Origin of the sequence: Solimicrobium silvestre (assembly GCF_002976435.1) — a bacterium.
In the GTDB taxonomy this organism is placed as follows: domain Bacteria; phylum Pseudomonadota; class Gammaproteobacteria; order Burkholderiales; family Burkholderiaceae_D; genus Solimicrobium; species Solimicrobium silvestre.
Genome location: NZ_PUGF01000019.1, coordinates 1 through 17,775, shown reverse-complemented (window position 1 = coordinate 17,775; position 17,775 = coordinate 1). Strand labels below are relative to the sequence as shown.

22 protein-coding genes and 1 pseudogene are annotated in these 17,775 nt (G+C 45.3%); 6 read left to right on the top strand and 17 right to left on the bottom strand.

Going from position 1 to position 17,775, the window contains the following annotated elements:
• Nucleotides 1–265 precede the first annotated feature (265 nt).
• The 3 genes from S2091_RS17510 to S2091_RS17500 form a co-directional block, all read right to left on the bottom strand.
• Nucleotides 266–946: a thiol:disulfide interchange protein DsbA/DsbL gene (locus tag S2091_RS17510; protein WP_105533252.1), complete on the bottom strand. Its 681-nt coding sequence runs from the start codon at nucleotides 944–946 to the stop codon at nucleotides 266–268.
• A gap of 324 nt (nucleotides 947–1,270) precedes the next feature.
• Nucleotides 1,271–2,869 carry a phospholipase D family protein gene (locus S2091_RS17505; RefSeq protein WP_105533251.1) on the bottom strand — a complete coding sequence of 533 codons (1,599 nt, stop codon included), beginning with the start codon at nucleotides 2,867–2,869 and terminating at the stop codon, nucleotides 1,271–1,273.
• Between the two features lie 143 nt (nucleotides 2,870–3,012).
• Nucleotides 3,013–3,195, bottom strand: a complete 183-nt coding sequence (locus S2091_RS17500; RefSeq protein ID WP_105533250.1) for a hypothetical protein — start codon at nucleotides 3,193–3,195, stop codon at nucleotides 3,013–3,015.
• Between the two features lie 431 nt (nucleotides 3,196–3,626).
• Between S2091_RS17500 and S2091_RS17495 the strand changes: the two genes are divergently transcribed.
• The 6 genes from S2091_RS17495 to S2091_RS17475 all read left to right on the top strand — a co-directional run bounded on the left by S2091_RS17495 (nucleotide 3,627) and on the right by S2091_RS17475 (nucleotide 7,492).
• Complete coding sequence (locus S2091_RS17495; protein ID WP_105533249.1) at nucleotides 3,627–4,013, top strand: collagen-like protein; 387 nt, start codon at nucleotides 3,627–3,629, stop codon at nucleotides 4,011–4,013.
• 328 nt (nucleotides 4,014–4,341) lie between these two features.
• Complete coding sequence (locus tag S2091_RS17490) at nucleotides 4,342–5,016, top strand: BON domain-containing protein (RefSeq protein WP_243405474.1); 675 nt, start codon at nucleotides 4,342–4,344, stop codon at nucleotides 5,014–5,016.
• Nucleotides 5,017–5,108: 92 nt separating this feature from the next.
• On the top strand, nucleotides 5,109–6,146 hold the full coding sequence (locus S2091_RS17485; protein ID WP_105533247.1) for a zinc-dependent alcohol dehydrogenase family protein: 1,038 nt from the start codon (nucleotides 5,109–5,111) through the stop codon (nucleotides 6,144–6,146).
• Nucleotides 6,147–6,482: 336 nt separating this feature from the next.
• A complete protein-coding gene (locus S2091_RS24085; protein WP_165795021.1) occupies nucleotides 6,483–6,638 on the top strand; it encodes a hypothetical protein in 156 nt (51 codons plus the stop codon).
• A 255-nt stretch (nucleotides 6,639–6,893) separates the two neighbouring features.
• Nucleotides 6,894–7,262 carry a PRC-barrel domain-containing protein gene (locus S2091_RS17480; protein WP_105533246.1) on the top strand — a complete coding sequence of 123 codons (369 nt, stop codon included), beginning with the start codon at nucleotides 6,894–6,896 and terminating at the stop codon, nucleotides 7,260–7,262.
• 44 nt (nucleotides 7,263–7,306) lie between these two features.
• A complete protein-coding gene (locus tag S2091_RS17475) occupies nucleotides 7,307–7,492 on the top strand; it encodes a CsbD family protein (RefSeq protein WP_105533245.1) in 186 nt (61 codons plus the stop codon).
• Between the two features lie 367 nt (nucleotides 7,493–7,859).
• Here the strand turns inward: S2091_RS17475 and S2091_RS17470 are convergent, their stop codons facing one another.
• From S2091_RS17470 to S2091_RS24535, 14 genes and pseudogenes are all read right to left on the bottom strand, one after another.
• On the bottom strand, nucleotides 7,860–8,168 hold the full coding sequence (locus tag S2091_RS17470; protein ID WP_105533244.1) for a carboxymuconolactone decarboxylase family protein: 309 nt from the start codon (nucleotides 8,166–8,168) through the stop codon (nucleotides 7,860–7,862).
• Nucleotides 8,169–8,184: 16 nt separating this feature from the next.
• On the bottom strand, nucleotides 8,185–8,958 hold the full coding sequence (locus tag S2091_RS17465; protein WP_105533243.1) for an SDR family NAD(P)-dependent oxidoreductase: 774 nt from the start codon (nucleotides 8,956–8,958) through the stop codon (nucleotides 8,185–8,187).
• A 58-nt stretch (nucleotides 8,959–9,016) separates the two neighbouring features.
• Nucleotides 9,017–9,601: a TetR/AcrR family transcriptional regulator gene (locus tag S2091_RS17460; RefSeq protein WP_105533242.1), complete on the bottom strand. Its 585-nt coding sequence runs from the start codon at nucleotides 9,599–9,601 to the stop codon at nucleotides 9,017–9,019.
• Nucleotides 9,598–10,278, bottom strand: a complete 681-nt coding sequence (locus S2091_RS17455) for a cupin domain-containing protein (protein ID WP_105533241.1) — start codon at nucleotides 10,276–10,278, stop codon at nucleotides 9,598–9,600. Before S2091_RS17455 ends, S2091_RS17460 begins: the two co-directional genes overlap by 4 nt.
• A gap of 410 nt (nucleotides 10,279–10,688) precedes the next feature.
• Nucleotides 10,689–11,006, bottom strand: a complete 318-nt coding sequence (locus tag S2091_RS17445; protein WP_105533239.1) for a hypothetical protein — start codon at nucleotides 11,004–11,006, stop codon at nucleotides 10,689–10,691.
• An 878-nt stretch (nucleotides 11,007–11,884) separates the two neighbouring features.
• Nucleotides 11,885–12,973, bottom strand: a complete 1,089-nt coding sequence (locus S2091_RS17440; RefSeq protein ID WP_165795020.1) for an NHL domain-containing protein — start codon at nucleotides 12,971–12,973, stop codon at nucleotides 11,885–11,887.
• 98 nt (nucleotides 12,974–13,071) lie between these two features.
• A complete protein-coding gene (locus S2091_RS17435) occupies nucleotides 13,072–13,473 on the bottom strand; it encodes a hypothetical protein (RefSeq protein WP_133166936.1) in 402 nt (133 codons plus the stop codon).
• 163 nt (nucleotides 13,474–13,636) lie between these two features.
• Entirely contained in the window at nucleotides 13,637–14,191 is a 555-nt protein-coding gene (locus tag S2091_RS17430) for a hypothetical protein (RefSeq protein ID WP_133166935.1), read from the bottom strand.
• A 231-nt stretch (nucleotides 14,192–14,422) separates the two neighbouring features.
• Complete coding sequence (locus S2091_RS17425) at nucleotides 14,423–14,698, bottom strand: hypothetical protein (RefSeq protein ID WP_105533235.1); 276 nt, start codon at nucleotides 14,696–14,698, stop codon at nucleotides 14,423–14,425.
• A 223-nt stretch (nucleotides 14,699–14,921) separates the two neighbouring features.
• Nucleotides 14,922–15,338 (bottom strand): GNAT family N-acetyltransferase, encoded by a 417-nt coding sequence (locus S2091_RS17420; RefSeq protein ID WP_207769741.1) that lies wholly within the window; start codon nucleotides 15,336–15,338, stop codon nucleotides 14,922–14,924.
• 111 nt (nucleotides 15,339–15,449) lie between these two features.
• The gene (locus S2091_RS17415) at nucleotides 15,450–15,899 is read right to left on the bottom strand and encodes a hypothetical protein (protein ID WP_105533233.1); all 450 of its coding nucleotides are present in this window, start codon (nucleotides 15,897–15,899) and stop codon (nucleotides 15,450–15,452) included.
• A gap of 335 nt (nucleotides 15,900–16,234) precedes the next feature.
• Nucleotides 16,235–16,870: a lipopolysaccharide transport periplasmic protein LptA gene (lptA, locus tag S2091_RS17410; RefSeq protein WP_105533232.1), complete on the bottom strand. Its 636-nt coding sequence runs from the start codon at nucleotides 16,868–16,870 to the stop codon at nucleotides 16,235–16,237.
• A gap of 70 nt (nucleotides 16,871–16,940) precedes the next feature.
• Complete coding sequence (locus S2091_RS17405) at nucleotides 16,941–17,369, bottom strand: hypothetical protein (RefSeq protein ID WP_105533231.1); 429 nt, start codon at nucleotides 17,367–17,369, stop codon at nucleotides 16,941–16,943.
• A gap of 251 nt (nucleotides 17,370–17,620) precedes the next feature.
• Nucleotides 17,621–17,775, bottom strand: a pseudogene (locus tag S2091_RS24535) (IS5/IS1182 family transposase); the annotation flags it as partial.

Sequence of the window (17,775 nt, the reverse complement as noted above, 5' to 3'; positions counted from 1 at the left end):
AAACAAACCCAGTTTACGCAAGTTTAGTTGCTGATTTTTGACAGCTTTCTGGTAAATCTGACTTATTGGGAAAGTGATTCTAATGAGTAATATTTGAATAAATATTGTTTTTGCAAGGTTTGTAATAATTCAATCGGTATTTAACCAGACGTTGCGTCTTTTTAAATGGTGTAGCACGGTATGGCGTAATTCGTTGACAGCCCTGCTCCTTGCAATAAAGGAATAGGGCTGGTTGCCTGGTTAGCGTGCGCTGGAAATAATGCGTTTATTTAGCTTTATTTGAGGCAAGTTTGCGTTCCAGATTGATCAGGTAATCCATCGTTCCGAGTGGGTTGTCGTCGTTAGTAACCAGGTATTTACCGTTGATAACCAAGGATGGAACGCCCTTAATACCAGCCGTTTTTGCTAACTGTGTTCCCTTGCGTAGGTTGGTTACTACAGAAAACGAGTCAAGCAGAGCGCGGAATTGCTGCGCATCAATGCCATGTTTACTGGCCCAATCAACTTGCGCGTCAACGGATTCAAGACGGAGATGGTCTTTGAACATGCTTTCAAAAACCTTGCTGCGTAATTCTTTTTCTTTCCCGGCTACTTCTAACGCATAAAACAGCCGTTGAAAGGGAATTTGCGATTCTTGCCAGGCCCAAGGCGTATGAGTGAGCGCAACATCGGATTTTTGTTTGCCAGCCCATTCATTCAGGTGTGGGTCGAATGCATTGCAATGCGGACACCAATAACCAAAAAACTCGCGCACCTCGATCTTGCCAGCCGCTACTTCGGTTGCAAATGGAGTCGCTATCGCCTGGTAATCTTTGCCTGCCACGAATTGTTCCTGTGCCAGCACTAATTGTGGCGCCAACCAGGCACCGGTAAGGCCAATAGCTAGTTTAGTGATAGCGGCACGGCGCGCTGGATTTGTGTTGTGCATAGTTGGTTTTGTCTTCATGGGGGTGTTGTTGGCGATAACCTTAACCTGCAAGGCGCTGATATTCTTTGCAATCGAGAAACTATATTGAAAGTAAAGCGAATTGGCAAGTGGTGTTGTTACGGCGGTTTGCGGTGAATCTGCCGCATAGGAATATGCTAGCGATGAAATGCTGATGCTTCGGGTAGGGGATCAAAACCGATTGTCAGTACTTGCGAAGGGGCGCTTTATGAATGTGAGGCAGTTCAGCGTTGGACTATGGGGCAATTTAACGTCGGCATCCGGATTTACTTCTATATTTCATCATCAGTATTAAATTAACTATTTTAACTATTCACTAATTTCTCAAAGCTCACTATCCAGCGGAAGCAACGATAAAATAGTAACTTTGAATCGTTGCCAATTTGTCCGCGCAGGTTCTATATCGTATTCAACGGGTTCTTTATTTATTTGCGTATGCCAAACAATATTTTGACTTGCGGCATTATCAGTACTCAATGTCAGTCTGTATGCATTTCCCGGTTGCACCATTGCTTCAAAGCGCGCTGCAACTTGTTGAGCGAGCTCGGGGCTGTCGATGATCAGCCCAATTTCCGTATTGAGATGCATTGAGCGTTGATCGAAGTTCATTGAGCCGATGAACAACCTTTTTCGATCTAATACAAAGAGCTTTCCATGTAATGAGTAATTTCCATAGCGCGATATGACCGGTGTTTGACCACTACCTTTACTGTTCTCCAAAAGAGCGCGAATTTCATAAAGTTCCACACCATCTTCAAGTAGCGGTTTTCGGTAATGCATATAGCCAGCCTGCGCTAGCAGCATTGCTGATGATTCAAGCGAGTTGGTCAGAATACGCACATGAACATGGCGCTGGCGCAGATCCTTGAATAACTGCATTCCTTCTTTGCCCGGAATCAGGTACGGCGTTATCATCAGTAACTCAGATTGCACTTCGATCGTCGCATTGGCCACTTCGCGCTGCATTAGTCTGCCCACCATCGCACCGCTTTCTACTTTTTTCTTGTCGGGGCTGTCGTAAACCAATTGTGCGTGCGCCCAGATCAAGGGCAAGCGACCGGAAATAATCCCGTTAAAAGGTTCGCCGGTAGCAATCTGCTTTACATAGTCAACCCCATCGGCCTTCAACTGACGACTTTCTTCTTTTAATTCTTGGCGGTGATCGTTTAATGCCAACAGTGAATGCGTTTCGCTTGAAAGCGCCTTGACTGGTATTGATAGAGCATTGTTCCAGTATTCATCGAAGGTCATTGAGAGGTGTTGAGTAATCGGGCCGGCGGCAAACAGATCATCATCTGCAAATTGAGATTCAGGGTCAATTTGAAAGTATTGATCTCCTATGTTGCGTCCACCCATGAGTGCAATTGAATTATCTATAACAAGTAGTTTGTTATGCATTCTGTAGTCAAGCCGAGCAGCATTGAACATAAACTCAGTAGCTCGAAAAAATTGAATATGCCCGCGATAGTTGAAGGGATTGAATATCCGGATCTCGATTGAAGGATGCGCTTCAAGTACTGAAATCTGCTCGTCGCCATCAACTGTTTCGCCGTCGTCAATTAATATGCGTACACGCACCCCGCGGTCAGCCGCGCTTAATATCGCGCCGGTTAGTAAACGGCCCGTTTCGTCACCGTGGAAAATGTAATATTGCAGGTCAAGAGTGTGTTCCGCAGCCTTGATCATTTGCATTCTCATCAAAAATCCATCCGCTCCTACTGGAATGATGCGAAATCCGGAGTTACCTGCATTTGCATGAGCTGCTTTGTCGAAATTCTTGCCAAGTAGCGTATTTTCCGGATGCTCAAATGCTGTCGATGTGTTTTTTGGAAAGTCCGCGCCTGGAGGCAGAGAAGCACACCCGCCAAGAATTACGACGGTCAGTAGCGCGGCTGCATAGTAGAGTTTGCTGATCAAAATCATTCTCCGTACCAATTTCAACAAATAACATTCTGGGATGGTTGTTTTGGCTGTCTAAGATCAGGCTTGCTGGTAGTTAAGAATTGCGTAATGAGCGCGCTTCGTTTGTGCGTCACGGACAAAATGCGATGCTGAGCGCGGATGGTTCATTTTCGATTGATATCGCTTTGGGATACCGAAACTATGATGTCAATGCCAACCGCGATTACAACCGCTATTACGATCCACGTTGTGCCGATTGAAGCCAGAATATCCAATTTCCAGAGCGCCACCAGAAGGCCGCAAATCAAAATAAAAAATCCAATGACATACATTCCGACCCATTTCATGATGACCCTCCTGAATTGAATCTGTGAAGCTGTAATAACGGAATTGGAAAAATGATACCTAAACCTAGCCCTCTGTCATTGCTATGGTATGAAGTCGCGATCATTTGTTCATGGCTGTCTTTGCAGGGTACTTATAAAATCAAGCGTCGTCTGTGTGCTAACGCACTAATCGGATGATGGATGAAACGCGCCATGCCTTATGCGCGCTAGCGAACGGACTGTCTTGTGCGATCTGCTTAAGATCACTGCAATCGTAACGTATCAGTAGATGTCATCTCAATGCGATGCGTTCGGATCACATTGAAACGTGATCCTTCAGTAACGATGGCCGGTTCACCAACATTAATCAATGCTGGAAATGAAGGGATCAGGTCTGTATGGCTGCACACAATAACGTGCGCAGTTTTCGTTAATCAAATTAAGGAACAATCATGAAACATTCAGCTTTGCTTTCCCTGTTAGTGATATCGCTTGCGTTGGGTGGGTGCGTCACGCTTCCTACTGGCGCTACCGGTGCCGCCGGCCCCGCTGGCCCACAAGGTTCGACCGGTGACACCGGGAATACAGGCGCAACTGGTCGCGTCGGTAATACTGGCAATACAGGTAATACTGGTAACACAGGCGCCACCGGTTACACCGGAGCAACTGGCGACACTGGAGCCACGGGCAATACGGGTAACACAGGTGCTACCGGGTACACCGGAGCAACCGGCGATACTGGCGCCACAGGTAATCAGGGTAATAGAGGTGCTACAGGCAACACAGGAGCCAAAGGAACAAACAGCAATGGCACTGTTGTGATCGTACCGCAGCAATGACCTGACCAAGGTTGCTGGGACTCCATCGCCAGTATTACGCTATCGACCAGCATCGAGAGATGCGATCATGCTGGTCGATTTTTAATGTGGCGTTTTATTTTTAGCGAATTTATCCCACCACAATCCAAGACAGTAGCAATAAATCCAGAATAAAAAAAGTGATGGCAACACTGCGCCACAATATGGTTTGATCCCGCTTTATTAGTTGAAATTTTTGATACATATCAAATAGCGGTGCAAAGGTTATGGCTAGGATGGTTTTCTCGAAGATCACTATGACGAAAGGCTGAAATTAGGTCATGGATCCCGTGTACGCTTAACCGCTCAAATGCATAGAGAGAACATCATGAAAACCGATGCACAAATACAGCAGGACGTAATAGAAGAGCTTAAATGGGAGCAATCTGTTAACGCTACACAGATTGGTGTAGAGGTGCAAGACGGGATAGTGACATTAACCGGTCATGTACATAGCTTCGCAGACAAATGGCATGCTGAACGTGCCGCACAGCGTGTTTTTGGCGTAAAGGCATTAGCAATTGAAATTGATATCTCTCTACCTGGTTCGAGTCATCGGAATGATGCCGACATAGCACGCTCAGTTGAGAACGTCTTGGAATGGAACACTTTTTTACCGAAAGATCACGTTAAGGTTATGGTCGAAGACGGTTGGATTACCTTAACTGGTGAAGTGGATTGGCGATATCAGAAGCAGGCATTGGCAACAGGAATTCGTTACCTTTTAGGCGTCAAGGGAGTGAGTGATCATATTCACATTCGACCTGTTGTTTCATCGAATATCGTCAAATCAAATATTGAAGCAGCATTAAAACGGCATGCGAGAGACAACTCAAATAATGTTTCAGTCAATGTCCATGACAATAACGTTACGCTGTCCGGAACAGTTGATAACTGGTCTGAACGTAAGTTGGCCTGCCACGCTGCATGGGGTACCCCTGGAGTACATAAGGTAGTAGATAACATTAACATTGCATGGCGATAACAATTTGATCTAATCAAAAATTATTTTGTGCTCTCGAATTGTCAATCATTAGCGCGGCCTGGTCGCGATACACATCTATAGGAATTTAAGCGATGAAAGCTCTCGTATATCATGGTAAGGGCGAGAAATCTCTCGATGATTGCCCGAAACCGGAAATCTTAGCGCCTACGGATGCAATTGTCAGCGTTACCAGAACGACGATTTGCGGCACCGATTTACATATCCTCAAAGGTGATGTCCCAACCTGCCAACCCGGTCGAATACTTGGGCATGAAGGTGTCGGCATCGTCGAACAGATCGGGGCAGCCGTTACGGCATTCAAACCCGGAGACCATGTATTAATTTCCTGTATCAGCGCTTGTGGAAAATGTAGTTATTGTCGCAAACAAATGTATTCTCATTGTGTTACCGGCGGTTGGATTCTCGGTAACAGCATAGACGGCACACAGGCAGAATTTGTTCGTATTCCTTATGCTGATACAAGTCTTTATCCTATTCCTGCTGGCGCAGATGAAGAAGCCTTAGTGATGCTAAGTGACATTCTGCCCACGGGCTTTGAATGTGGTGTGCTTAATGGCAAGGTTCAACCAGGGAATACAGTCGCAATAGTCGGATCTGGGCCGATTGGACTTGCGGCTCTGTTGACTGCTCAGTTTTATTCCCCTGCTGAAATCATCATGATTGATTTGGATGACAATCGTCTTGAAGTAGCGAAACGCTTTGGCGCTACGTCGATTATTAATAGTAAGGACGGTCAAGCGGTTGAAACTATTATGAAATTGACCGGTGGGCGTGGTGTCGATACCGCAATCGAAGCTGTGGGAATTCCAGCTACGTTTGAAATGTGTGAAAAAATTATCGCCCCGGGCGGCACAATTGCCAATATTGGCGTCCACGGCACCAAAGTAGACCTTCATCTGGAAACTCTTTGGGATCGCAATCTGACAATCACAACGCGTTTAGTCGACACGATCAGCACGCCAATGTTGCTCAACGTTTTACAGTCAAAAAAACTCGACGCTAAATCATTGATCACCCATCGCTTCAAACTAAACGATGTACTTGAGGCATATGAAACTTTCGAGCACGCGGCTGATACGCACGCACTTAAAGTGATTATCGAAATTTAAGTTAAACGAATTTTTCGATGACTTCATTCATGAAATTTTTGAGTGAAGTTTTTTATGTGCGCAATCGAAAAGAACCCTGCGGTATCTAAATCCAACATAAAAAACTAGCGTGCATTGAAAGTAGCCGAATCGTGTTTCCTGATGTGGAAACACACCAGCTACGACGGTTCTGCTGCAATCGTAAACAAAGCAGAAAAACTTATGCATTGCACATGCAGATTTATTCTCTTTGAAGTGTGTACGGCTGCGCACAGTATTTGTTTTTAGGAGCGCGTATTTTGATACAGGTTCACCTGCGAATAGTTCAACGGGGACAAAATTTACCAGGAAGCGGATATGACTCAGCAAACTGACAATCAGCATAAAAACCCAGGGAAAACTTTCCCATCGCCGTTACCAGATGCAAAAAAACAGAAGCAAAAAGAGGAACAGAACGAGGTGGTTGGCAGGCATAAGAATGATGGACAAAAGGACCATAAAGGCGCTCGCTAAAATGGTGGCATGAAGTAAATGAAGAACATCAACAAGATCGATACGGAGAGCTATTTAGAATTAGCAGCGCAGCGGTTACACAACTAATTTGAGTCGTACAATTTTTTATGTGTGTTTCCGAACGGTGTTGCCGCCAATTTTTCTCTATTCTTAACTCTGGAAAGTGGCGTGCAGGCGGTTTAAGAAGGTAGATCTACTGTTGAATACTAGCGCTATTGATTTCCTATTTTATCGATCAAGTAATCGGAGAGAAAAATGAATCATTTGCACGGCTTTTTAAATTCGCCCATAAAAGCATCGAGCATTATCGGCACTGACGTAGTCGATCCTAAAAACGAAAGCCTTGGCGATATCAAGGAAATAGTTATTGACCCAAGTTCGGGCCGGGTTGCATACGCTGTCGTATCGTTTGGTGGTTTTTTAGGTATGGGCGAAAAGTTGTTCGCAATTCCGTTTGGCTCATTCAAGTATCAATTTGATGGCAATAATTATGTCCTTGATGTACCTAAGGACGTATTAAAAGCAGCGCCTGGTTTCGATGCAGATCATTGGCCCTCAATGGCTGATGAACAGTGGAATCGCGACGTACACGCTTATTACGACCGCCCCCCGTTTTGGATGTAATCCCCCGTTGTTTCAACATAATGCAGTATCAATTGGAGAAGAACATGAACAAAGATCAAGTTAAAGGCGTAAGCAAAGATATCGCTGGCAAAATTCAAGAAGATGCCGGTAAAGTTACGGGCAGTAAATCACAGCAACTCAAAGGCTTAGAAAAGCAGATTGACGGAAAATCTGAAAAAAACCTCGGTGATGCAAAGGAAATAATCAAGGATGCGGTTAAAAAGCATTAAGTCCGTAACTGACATGGAGCGCTTGTTACGCAATAGGCGCTTCATGTGGATTAGTTCAAATCTGAACGTACATACAATGTCCGATTGAATCGAAACTTAAAGTCTCCCTATTCAAATTTTTGATTACAGTGCGGTAAGTTGAGCTAGAGTTTTATCAGCCCACTTTGCCTCAAAAAACGTTAGTGCGTTAAAAATTTGAATTATTCAGTATTTAAATTATTTTATTCATGACAAGGGCTCGAAATTAATTTCCTCGTGGTTCCCATTGTTAGTGAAAACTGGCGTAACTTCGGCTCAGTCAACATTTCAACCTTGTAAAAAAGTAGTTGGCGCTCAAACGCGCCAACTACTTTTTTTAGGTCGAATGTTAGTCTGATGATAAAAGATGAGTGCCATGGGTTATCGCTGCGCCCGCACGCAGAGCCGCAGCAACATGAATTACCTCAGCTAATTCCGTGGGAGAAGCGCCAGCTTCCAAAGCTGCTTTTCGATGTACTTCAATGCAGTACACACACTGGGTAGTTAGGGCGACTGCGATTGCCATCAGTTCCTTGTACTTCTTCGGAATTGCGCCGTCTGCCAACGCCAACCTGTCAAAGGCCCAGAATGCGTTGGTGGTTTTTGGCGAGAGCTCACCTAAAGTTTTTAGTTTTTCCAGATTATCCATCGAATGCATAATATTTTCTCCAAGTTTAGTTTCTGCCTGCCATAACGCCACCATCCACGTCCCAGACTGCACCAGTTACCCATGCAGCCTTTTCAGACAATAGGAAGATAATGGCCTCGGCTATATCTTGTGGTGTCCCAACTCTGCCAATTGGGTGGAAGCTATTAAATCCCTGTAAGGCACCATGAACCTCGGCCTTGGGTATGAATCCTTCGTAGATCGGCGTTTCGACTACCGCCGGAGCAACGGCATTTACCCTAATTTTCTTGGATGCTAGCTCCATTGCAAGATGCTGGGTCAACGAATGCAAACCTGCTTTTGCCATCGAATACGCGGATGACGGCGTCGCCGCGATTGCCTGTTTGGCCCACATTGATCCGATGTTCACGATGGCACCGGAACGCTCGCTGGTCACGAGGTTGGCCACGACTTTTTGTGTGATGAAGAAGAACGCTTTATTCAATGTTAAATATTGTTCGTAATCACTTTCCGTGTGGTCAAGAAACGCCTTTGGGAAGAATACCCCAGCCGCGTTGACCAGAAGATCAATGTCCTTGTGGTGTTCATCGATGTTGTCCAAAAGTCGCCTCACGTCTTCGGCCCGCGAAAGGTCGGCAGTCAGGGCGGTAACAGAACCCAACAACGATAACTCTTTGCGTGCTTCTTCGGCTTTGTCTTGGCGGTGACCAACGATGACGACGCTTCCACCTTGCTCAAGAACCATGCGGGCAGTTTGTAGCCCCATCCCACTGGTACCACCTACGACCAACAGCTTCTTACCATTAAACTGAGTATTCATAATTAACTCCTTAACTACCTACTAAAAGGTAGGTTTGTGTTGCAAAAAAATGCCGACCTCAGGTCAGCACGCTAAAAAGAAAAGTATTGCCAACTTCGGTCGGGCCGCGGGAAGACCGCATGCCACGGCCCACCACCATCGCGCCTTCCAACGCGCACAAAAATGCCTCTGCGAGAACCTCTGCGGTAGATTTTGAGGTGATCAACGCCGCACGCTGACCGTCGGCAACGACAAGTTTCAACCATTCGAGATTGACTTTAAAGAATCGCTCGACCTCGCTGGCAACAGCTTCTGGCAGCGAGTCCGACTCGGCACCCAACATGCCGCAGACACAAAGGCGTCGATCCTTGGCGAAGGTGCGTTCGAAAAGTGCTGCATACGCAATTAGTCTGTCAGGCGCTTTCGCATGCTGCCCTTCGATGCTCAGCAGCGCCTCACGAAAACGGTGCGTATAGCGCTGTGCGACCACGGCCACGAGTTCCTCTTTTTTAGGAAAATGATGGTGAATACTAGGTTTTTTAATACCCACCAACTGAGCGACATCATCGTATGAGAAGCCGTTGTAACCGTGCTGCTGCACCAAGCCTTCAGCAGCATCAACCACGCGCACAGCAGTCGGCGAAATTTCGGAGAAATGTTTCATGCGAGTGCCTCTGAGGGTTCCGCCACTGGCAAGTGACCTGTCTTGACCAAGATGGTGCAGCCTTCGTTGCTGAAGGGACGGTGGGCACTTAAATGTGGGCTACGCATCCATGTGCCGGCAGGGTAGCGTCCGAATTCATCTTCAAAAACACCTTCCAGTACATAGATTTCCTCACCACCATAGTGCCGATGCGAATTGAATTGTGTTCCCGGCGCCCAGCGCACCAAAGCCGTGTGTTGGGCGCCAAACTCTGAAAGAGGCAGCACCGAAAGACCAGGCACGAGCCCGGGAAACCAAGTTGCTTTATGAGAGTCGATCACGGTGCGATGACTATCTGCCAGATCAAGATGGCGCAGCTTGACGAACAATGTGCAGCCGGTCGTGGAGCTCGGTGTATGCGAAGAACCAGGTGGATTCTTGATATAAGTCCCAGACCCAAAGCTACCGGATTCGTCACTGAACACGCCATCCAGGAGCAAAATCTCCTCGCCCAATTCGTGCTTATGATTTTCAAAAGCAGAGCCCGGCGCATAGCGCACGATCGAGGTTGCACGCGCAACTTCTTCGCCGTCACGCTCAATTGACTGGCGTTGGATTCCGGTTACCGGCGAATCGACCCAATTCAAGCCTGAAACCTCGACGACGACACGCTGTAAAAAATTTGAATTCAGTTTCATGATTTAGAGTTAATATGCCGACTAGTAGGTAGGCATAATATGAGCGAACGTTTCGTTTGTCAAGCTCCTTTCATTCTGCCCTGTGCATCGTGCAGAATTGCCTCATTTGAAGGTAGTTTGCAGGACAGCGATGAATTTATTAAAGAGCACTGGTCGCATTTTTTTGCGCAGATGTTGGAGGCAATCAATTACTCACGCGATACCTGGGAAGTTCCGCACGTTAGAGATGTTTAAGGAATGGTTTGAGGTGGAAGCGGCGGAATGGGTGTTGGATTTGGGTGTTTATCCGACACGTGAAGATGGTGAAGAATGATTTAATTAGTCGAAGAGGTGTGACGCATCAACCTGATAAAACAGTCATTTATTCAATCTGTTTGATGCATCAATCCAGCTAAAAGTGAAACTAGGTTTTAATTGGCATCACTACTGGTCTTGAAAGCGGGACTGCTGTCCGTTTTCAGATCATCAAGCGTCTTATAAGCCTCGGAAATTTTTTCGTCAATGAATTTGAGCCGTTCCGTCGCGTGACAAAATCCTGCCCGGAATAAGATGGGTGCAATGCGCTCATTGGAAAAATCTGTCAGGGCAAGATGATCGAGTACTTCAAAAATAGCCGAAAAATCTCTGACGATGTCACGCGCCTGTGTATAGGTGTCAATCGTGTCGACGGCGAGGTGGGTGATAAGTGGACGAAGTTGTTGTGTGTGTTGCTGATCGATGCTGGTCATGGTGTGTTCCTTCCAGTTCGGTTTGAACGCCACCCGCTATTACACGGGTGGGCGGCAAATAGCAGGTTGAGAGACTGGCACTACAACCAAAACCAGCAGCCCGAAGGCTCCTGTTACTGCCGCCCGATGAAGAGGCGCGACAGTACACGCACGTAAAAAACGGCTCGCGCCGTTCGTGCGGGTTGTAGTAGAGCAGGCTCTCAAACCTGCTTCCCCTTTTTCTCAGGGAAGCCTGAAGTATCGGGTAATGCGATGTAAAGCGTCAAGCATTTTTGACATTAATTTAGGCACGCTCGTTACGAATATTACTGTTGATAATTAAAAAAAACTTGGCACAAGCTGTCAGCTGGTAATTTGATTACGGTCAATGATCAGTTCAATGCGTTGCGCGTTTCGCACCTGGTCTATTCACTGACACGTAGACCATTTACGGCAGCGCAGGCCGTATCCAACCACTTGTCGACGCACGGCAGCGTTACACCCTTGTCCCGGATAAAATCCATACCGATGACATATTGACTTAGGTACTTTCACCCCTCAGATAAACGTAAATTATTCGCGCGATGTTCAGAACGGTGCTGGCAGCACGCTTACATTTTACGCACGAAGGCGGCTATTTCATCGACTTGATCAACGCTTCGAATTGAACGCGAATTGATTTATCGTGCGGCGTTACTGGCGGAATAGGGCGATTAATGCTGATTTTGCTTGACGGTCAAGACAGTATCTACCGTGCTTAACTAAATGGCGTGTAACCGCCGCCATTTAGTTGACGTTGAATTTTTGATGGCGACTGACTCTGTTGTGCCCTGAAGCGACAGTCGAGGTTCTACACACCGGTCATTCGAAATGCACTCCGCGCATAGAAATATTGAATGTTAATTCACACTATATTTATATATTCCACCCGGCACACATATTACCAACGAGCCGTCAGGCAACATAGTTATTCCAATCGGAGCACCGGATCTCGCAGTCGGCGGATTGGTATCTGCCGGATAGTATTTTGAGAGATCCAGTAAAGTTGTGGTGTTTCCATCCGGCGCAACCTTGCGGATTGCCTTATTATTTTCGTCGGCCACATAAATATTCCCTTGATTGTCAATAGCCAGTGCAACTGGTGCTGCGAATTCTGCGATTTGGGGTGCCCCATCGATGTTGCCGCCTGTGTATTTAAACGGTTCATTCTTTGATGCTGCAATTCGGGCCCGCTGCCCTCCTGCTAGAGTTGAAACTGATCCATCGGGAGCTATTTTTCTTATAGCATTATTATCAGCGACATACAGAAAGCCGTCTGATCCAAAAGCAAGGCCTTCGGGATAGTAGAACACCGCGTTACTAGCAGTTCCATCGACATAACCGATCCGATACCACGTACTTATTCCTGACAACGTTGAAACAATACCTTTTGGGGAAATCAATCGGATACGTTGGCTTTGCGAATCTGATACGTAAATATTGCCACGAGAGTCCACTGCAACGCCTTGCGGGTAATTGAAGCGAGCCTTTGTTGCCGCTCCGTCCCGAGCGCCATTCCTGTCTTGAACACTGGGGTCTTTGTACCATTCAAATTCCCCCGCAACCGTTGAGACAATTCCGTCTTTGCTAATTTTTCGTATAAGATTATTTCCAGAATCCGCTACGATCACGTTCCCACCGTCATCTATTGCAATTGCGCTTGGACCACTAAATCGGGCGATTTTTCCTGAACCATCTCGGTAACCCAATTTTCCGTCCCCTGCAATTACAACCGTCGTTTTGTCCCTATTAATCTTTAGAATTTGATTTTTAAAAAAGTCGGCAATATAAATATTCCCAATTTTGTCGCTCGCAAGGCCAACAGGTAGTCCATTACCAAAACTAATATCCCCAATTTTAATTAGGGTGCCTTCTTTTGCCGCCGCCAATGAAAAGTTACAAAGCGTGGAGCATATTATCATCAACAATGCTATTAATATTTTACGCATACAGTATGGATACATGAGTTATTAGATTCGTCGACAATGAGCCAAATGGGCAGTGCAATCGACGGGCGGGATTGTGCCGGGTTGAGACAGTTGCATTTCTATTTCCGTTTTAATCCGTCAACGTTGAGATCGACGTTTGCCCCACAATAATTTGCTTCGCAACTCTCACCAGTCACGCGAATTTTTGCCACATCATTATCAACTTGTATCACTACCCTACAATTATCTTTATCAACGACAAGGCTTGAGCCTAACAATTTTCCAATTTCTTTATAGGAGCAGATATGCCCGTAATTTCCTTCAGTATGAATCCATATGAAATAACTATCCTTACTTCGGTGCTTAATGTTTAGACCTTGTTCAACTTGGCAAATTTCCGACTTTGTTGAATCCACAAAACAATCAGCGGATCGAATTGAGCGGTAATATCCATCCATAGAATTCTCCGCATATGACCAATTCATCAAAAATAACAGGAAAAATGTTCCAAATATTTTCATCAAGCTCTTTCAAAATTAAAATTAAAGTTAAAAAGTCAAATTGCACTCAACGTAATTCGACCGCTTAGTGCCGATTGTGCCCAGATGCCGACGTACCGTCAAAGGCAGCTTTAGGTCTGACACCCGCCACACAACACTTTAAGTCGTTCTTTAGAACATCCCATTAGGGGTGCTTTAAATTACATCGTGCCAGCAACACCTTCTCAACATCGGACGCTATTATCGTATTTGTGGCTCCAGTCATTGTATTCTTCACCAGGAATTGCCACACTTTTTCATCATAGGTTTTCTTATGCTGATCGTAGTCGTACACATAGTTGTATATTTTCCAGTCGTCGCTTAAACCAAGATCAACGGACTTCAATGCGTAGTTCAATGGCACGTAGATTATCTTAAAATCCAGTAGTTTTTTTCTCGAGAGTTTTGGATCAGAATATCGAACTTCGGAAACGTCTGCCCATGGTTCAAAATACTCCGATTTGGTTCCACGTGCGGCTCTAAAATCGCCCTCCAAGATAGCTCCATCCCCGGCTTCTGCCAAGAACACGCTTTGGCCGTCGGCGGTTATGTAAGAAAGTCTCCTAAAATCAGTCGTCATTTCATAGCCAACTATTCTTGACTCCTCGTAGTGACAGGGAACTTCTTTACCAACCGTAATTGAAGAAATGGATGGTGCAATTACAAAATAGAATAGTATCGGTAGAAACTGTCTAGACATAATTCAATTGTCGATCAAATATAACGGTGGGCGGGCGAGAGGCTCCAATGCGGTCCAGAAATATTTTCCTGAAAGCGAACCTCGGACGAAGCTAAACTCTCCACAGAAGAACTCGATTTTCATCAATCAATTTACGTTCCATTTATGTCTTATTAGCTTCAAATTCGATTGAACCGGCAATGACGGCAATGTGCGGCGGATCTTGCCAGCCAGTTTATAAAATTAATTGGCCTACTTATTTTGGTGCTTTCTTCGAAAGTAATTAAATGCAATACATGACATCGCCAATGCAATACTTGGATCTAGCACTAACGGAATCCACGAGAGCGCACGAATTTGCATATTCGGTTGAACAAGCATTGCAATCATCGAAGCTAAACCTGCCATGAAGGGCGGTGCAAATGAATAACATTTTTTGGAATAAATAGCGGAGATCATACCGCCCCAGTTTAGAAATATTAGCAGTCCAGAAAAACCGATCACTACGTCACAAACTAATTCTTTCATTTCTAACCCTTGAATGTAGCTAATATCAATGACTTGCGAACCATACGAAATCCTAGTGCTGCATAGACTTCGCTTTTATATTTTGACCTGCGTGGCGACTGGCTCGTTTGTGCCGCCAGCCGTCCGATACTGAAATTCTTGACTGGCCGCTGTCTTGCGCATTGCGGGAATTCATCGCTGGCAAACAATAATTCAAAATATTTGAAATAGCAATTACTTGATTCTAGGATGTCACATGTAGTCTTTGCTGCTCTTCTGACACTGGCCAGATGAGCGCCGTCGCCTGCCGTTGCCACCCTAATTTTAAATAAAACTCTTCTTTTCCTGGTGCTGCAGTTAATGTAATGAATTTGTAGCCCACTAATTGTGACTTGAGATAATTCACAATTTCTCGACCTAGGCCCGATTGTTGCCGGTCAGGTTTTACAACAATATCGACCAAAAGCGCGTAGTACTGGCCGTCGTCCATGGTTCTTCCGAACGCAACTAATTCGGCGCCATCGTATGCGAATATTACATAGCTACTTTTTTCGAATGCGGAACGAATCTCCGCTGGTTGGCGATTACCCCATCCCACTTGTTGAAAAATTGATGCAACAACTGTCCAGTCAACGTCCTGAGTCTTGAATTCAAAGTTCAAAATTCACTCCAATATTATTGAATTAACGGTGGTCAAAAAAACGATTTCATAACTGCAAATTGGTAGTAAAGGTCAGTGGCCGGTATGTGCCGAATTCAGGCGAATTTCACTTCAATCTGATTCAATGTAAACGAGAGCAAATAATCTCGAATGCCCATAGAAATAATCACCTACATAACCTAAAACCTTGAAACGCGCTCCTGATCTCATCAGGCCCCCGCCTAAAAAATTCTCGCTAAAGTCATAATTATGCAACTGAACTTTCAATTGCTCCTTATCCAAATTAAACCAAGGTTGCTTAATTTCCTGGAGCACTGATGATGAGTCAATTTCATCTTTTGCAAGGAGTGTCGCATTAATATTAAGTTCAACCGTAGTGCCGACAGAAGGCAAACCAAATTCTTTCAAGAGTTTATTTGATTGATCTAACTTATATTTAGCACCGTTAAAGTCCATCTCCGTTGTGTCTGCCTTAACAATCATTTGGCTTGCTGGAATATATACGTACCCCACATTACCAATACAGCCAATCATCCAACAGTATTCTGCTTGTGCGATCATCGGAAAAACAGGGAAATAATCACCAATATTGCCACGGTATATTTACGCATGGGGACCCAATTTAAAGTTAATTAACCAATTTCTGCTCAAGGCGTCCAACGTCCGAAAAGTGCCGACACCGAGCGGATGCCGGCATACGGCACTGTCTTCTGTCTCGCGCATTGCCGCCATTCACAGCCGTCAAACAATAATTTAAAAAATTAAAAATAGCAATTTTTCTGTTCTCTGGCGGGTCAGATCAGATTGCCGTCATTGAGGCTTTTCAGTGATTGCCAGGACTGTGCCCTGAAGAGACAGATATGGTTTCCGACAGATGACATTCAATAACAGGCAAATCAGTGCAGCTCAGTGGAATTTGGTGGCGATTTGGTAGCTGGTTTATTTCCGGAAGAATCGCCTGACTTGGATGTCGGCGATTTTAAATCCGCTTCCTTTTTTACCAAAGGATAAATTACAACATCGGTAAAACCAGCACCGGGAACGCTAACACCATCCAAGGTGTTATTCATTGACATAAAATCTGTTCGGCTATCGTAGGAAATATAGATTCCCGAACTTTCATGGGTTTTATTTTTTCCGTCGAGTAGGATCAGATGTGCCTTGTTATACAGTTTGATTTGTCCAAGAGTATCGTCATAAACAGCCTTATCGGCCTCACCTTCGACCCAAAGGTCAGGCCCACCATCTCTCTTTTGGCGGTAATGCACCAATTTTTCTGGGCCACTAAACAGCGTACCTACGTTACCGCCATTGGCGTCCTGAACAACTTCCATACGCGCCGCATCAATGACCAAGGTTCCTTTCGTCACGTGCACATTGCCGATGTGTACAGTCACTTTTTTGTTGCCGTCGTAGGTTTGCGATTCCGCCCGAATGTGCAAGTCTTGCTGGCTGTCCGCCTTCTCGGCGTGCGCCATAATCAAGACTAAGGACAATGTGAGGAAAACTAAATGAAAAGGCCATTTATTCATTTCATTTTTCGCCAGGTTTCGTAAAGTACATGCCCTGGTCGAGCTTCCGAAAAATGCCGAGTGTCGCCTGTCATTTACTGGACGTTTCTGAAGGCTTCAAAACAATCGACACAACGCCACAGAATACTGGTGTGTAATATCGTCCAATATAATCAATATTACAATCGACGACCACATGTTTGCCATAAAGACGTTTGTACTCGGCCGTTTGACGCGCATCCATGATGAGCTGGATATTATCTAGGTATCCAAGTTTAATAGCGCCAGCCAATGGCGAAGAATCCATCCCAGAGGTTATGGCGCTAACATCCAATCGACGTTCTGGCCGCAATCCTGCATACGTTTTTCCTGGGACAGTTGGAACATCATCTCCCGGTTGAACCCTTGACCCATTCTTAAGTACGCCAGAAATTTCTGCATGGCCGATGTCAAGTTTTTGGGTTTCTTGAGCGCTTGCGCAGGTACAAATTCCTGCAATCAATAAGACGTGTAGCCGCATACTATTTAGGTCCTCTATCTTTCAAATAAATTGAATGCCATTAAATCCGTCGGCTATGTGCCGAGGCCGTGTAAAAACAAGAATTCGCGCTGCGACCTAATTTTTCCATTCAAACGACTTTTTAAAGCCGCTCAAGACGCGTCAGTTTAATCGGAAATAGTCCTTTTGAGCATCCCATTTTTTTGAGCGCGATTCATAAAACGGCCTAATTCGCGTTTAAATTAGCTCTGATTCGACCTAAAAAGCCCACCTCATCCCTGCACCGCCTGCATTAATGGTGCGATCCCGATAATTTTTATCATGCGCTTCATGTTGTACGCCAGCACATGCAAACTCATTTCGGTGGCCACGTGTTTTAGCGTTCGCATTAGGAAGTGCTGCGTGCCCATCCAGAATTTGATCGTGC

Excerpts from the sequence above, each read along its gene's own strand:
- S2091_RS17440 (WP_165795020.1), bottom strand. The coding sequence starts at position 12,973 with ATGCGTAAAATATTAATAGCATTGTTGATGATAATATGCTCCACGCTT.
- S2091_RS17415 (WP_105533233.1), bottom strand. The coding sequence starts at position 15,899 with ATGATCGCACAAGCAGAATACTGTTGGATGATTGGCTGTATTGGTAAT.
- S2091_RS17490 (WP_243405474.1), top strand. The coding sequence starts at position 4,342 with ATGCATAGAGAGAACATCATGAAAACCGATGCACAAATACAGCAGGAC.
- S2091_RS17505 (WP_105533251.1), bottom strand. The coding sequence starts at position 2,869 with ATGATTTTGATCAGCAAACTCTACTATGCAGCCGCGCTACTGACCGTC.
- S2091_RS24085 (WP_165795021.1), top strand. The coding sequence starts at position 6,483 with ATGACTCAGCAAACTGACAATCAGCATAAAAACCCAGGGAAAACTTTC.
- S2091_RS17480 (WP_105533246.1), top strand. The coding sequence starts at position 6,894 with ATGAATCATTTGCACGGCTTTTTAAATTCGCCCATAAAAGCATCGAGC.
- S2091_RS17510 (WP_105533252.1), bottom strand. The coding sequence starts at position 946 with ATGAAGACAAAACCAACTATGCACAACACAAATCCAGCGCGCCGTGCC.
- S2091_RS17465 (WP_105533243.1), bottom strand. The coding sequence starts at position 8,958 with ATGAATACTCAGTTTAATGGTAAGAAGCTGTTGGTCGTAGGTGGTACC.
- S2091_RS17455 (WP_105533241.1), bottom strand. The coding sequence starts at position 10,278 with ATGAAACTGAATTCAAATTTTTTACAGCGTGTCGTCGTCGAGGTTTCA.
- S2091_RS17470 (WP_105533244.1), bottom strand. The coding sequence starts at position 8,168 with ATGCATTCGATGGATAATCTGGAAAAACTAAAAACTTTAGGTGAGCTC.
- S2091_RS17485 (WP_105533247.1), top strand. The coding sequence starts at position 5,109 with ATGAAAGCTCTCGTATATCATGGTAAGGGCGAGAAATCTCTCGATGAT.
- S2091_RS17495 (WP_105533249.1), top strand. The coding sequence starts at position 3,627 with ATGAAACATTCAGCTTTGCTTTCCCTGTTAGTGATATCGCTTGCGTTG.
- S2091_RS17445 (WP_105533239.1), bottom strand. The coding sequence starts at position 11,006 with ATGACCAGCATCGATCAGCAACACACACAACAACTTCGTCCACTTATC.
- S2091_RS17475 (WP_105533245.1), top strand. The coding sequence starts at position 7,307 with ATGAACAAAGATCAAGTTAAAGGCGTAAGCAAAGATATCGCTGGCAAA.
- S2091_RS17500 (WP_105533250.1), bottom strand. The coding sequence starts at position 3,195 with ATGAAATGGGTCGGAATGTATGTCATTGGATTTTTTATTTTGATTTGC.
- S2091_RS17430 (WP_133166935.1), bottom strand. The coding sequence starts at position 14,191 with ATGTCTAGACAGTTTCTACCGATACTATTCTATTTTGTAATTGCACCA.
- lptA (WP_105533232.1), bottom strand. The coding sequence starts at position 16,870 with ATGAATAAATGGCCTTTTCATTTAGTTTTCCTCACATTGTCCTTAGTC.
- S2091_RS17425 (WP_105533235.1), bottom strand. The coding sequence starts at position 14,698 with ATGAAAGAATTAGTTTGTGACGTAGTGATCGGTTTTTCTGGACTGCTA.
- S2091_RS17435 (WP_133166936.1), bottom strand. The coding sequence starts at position 13,473 with ATGAAAATATTTGGAACATTTTTCCTGTTATTTTTGATGAATTGGTCA.
- S2091_RS17460 (WP_105533242.1), bottom strand. The coding sequence starts at position 9,601 with ATGAAACATTTCTCCGAAATTTCGCCGACTGCTGTGCGCGTGGTTGAT.
- S2091_RS17405 (WP_105533231.1), bottom strand. The coding sequence starts at position 17,369 with ATGCGGCTACACGTCTTATTGATTGCAGGAATTTGTACCTGCGCAAGC.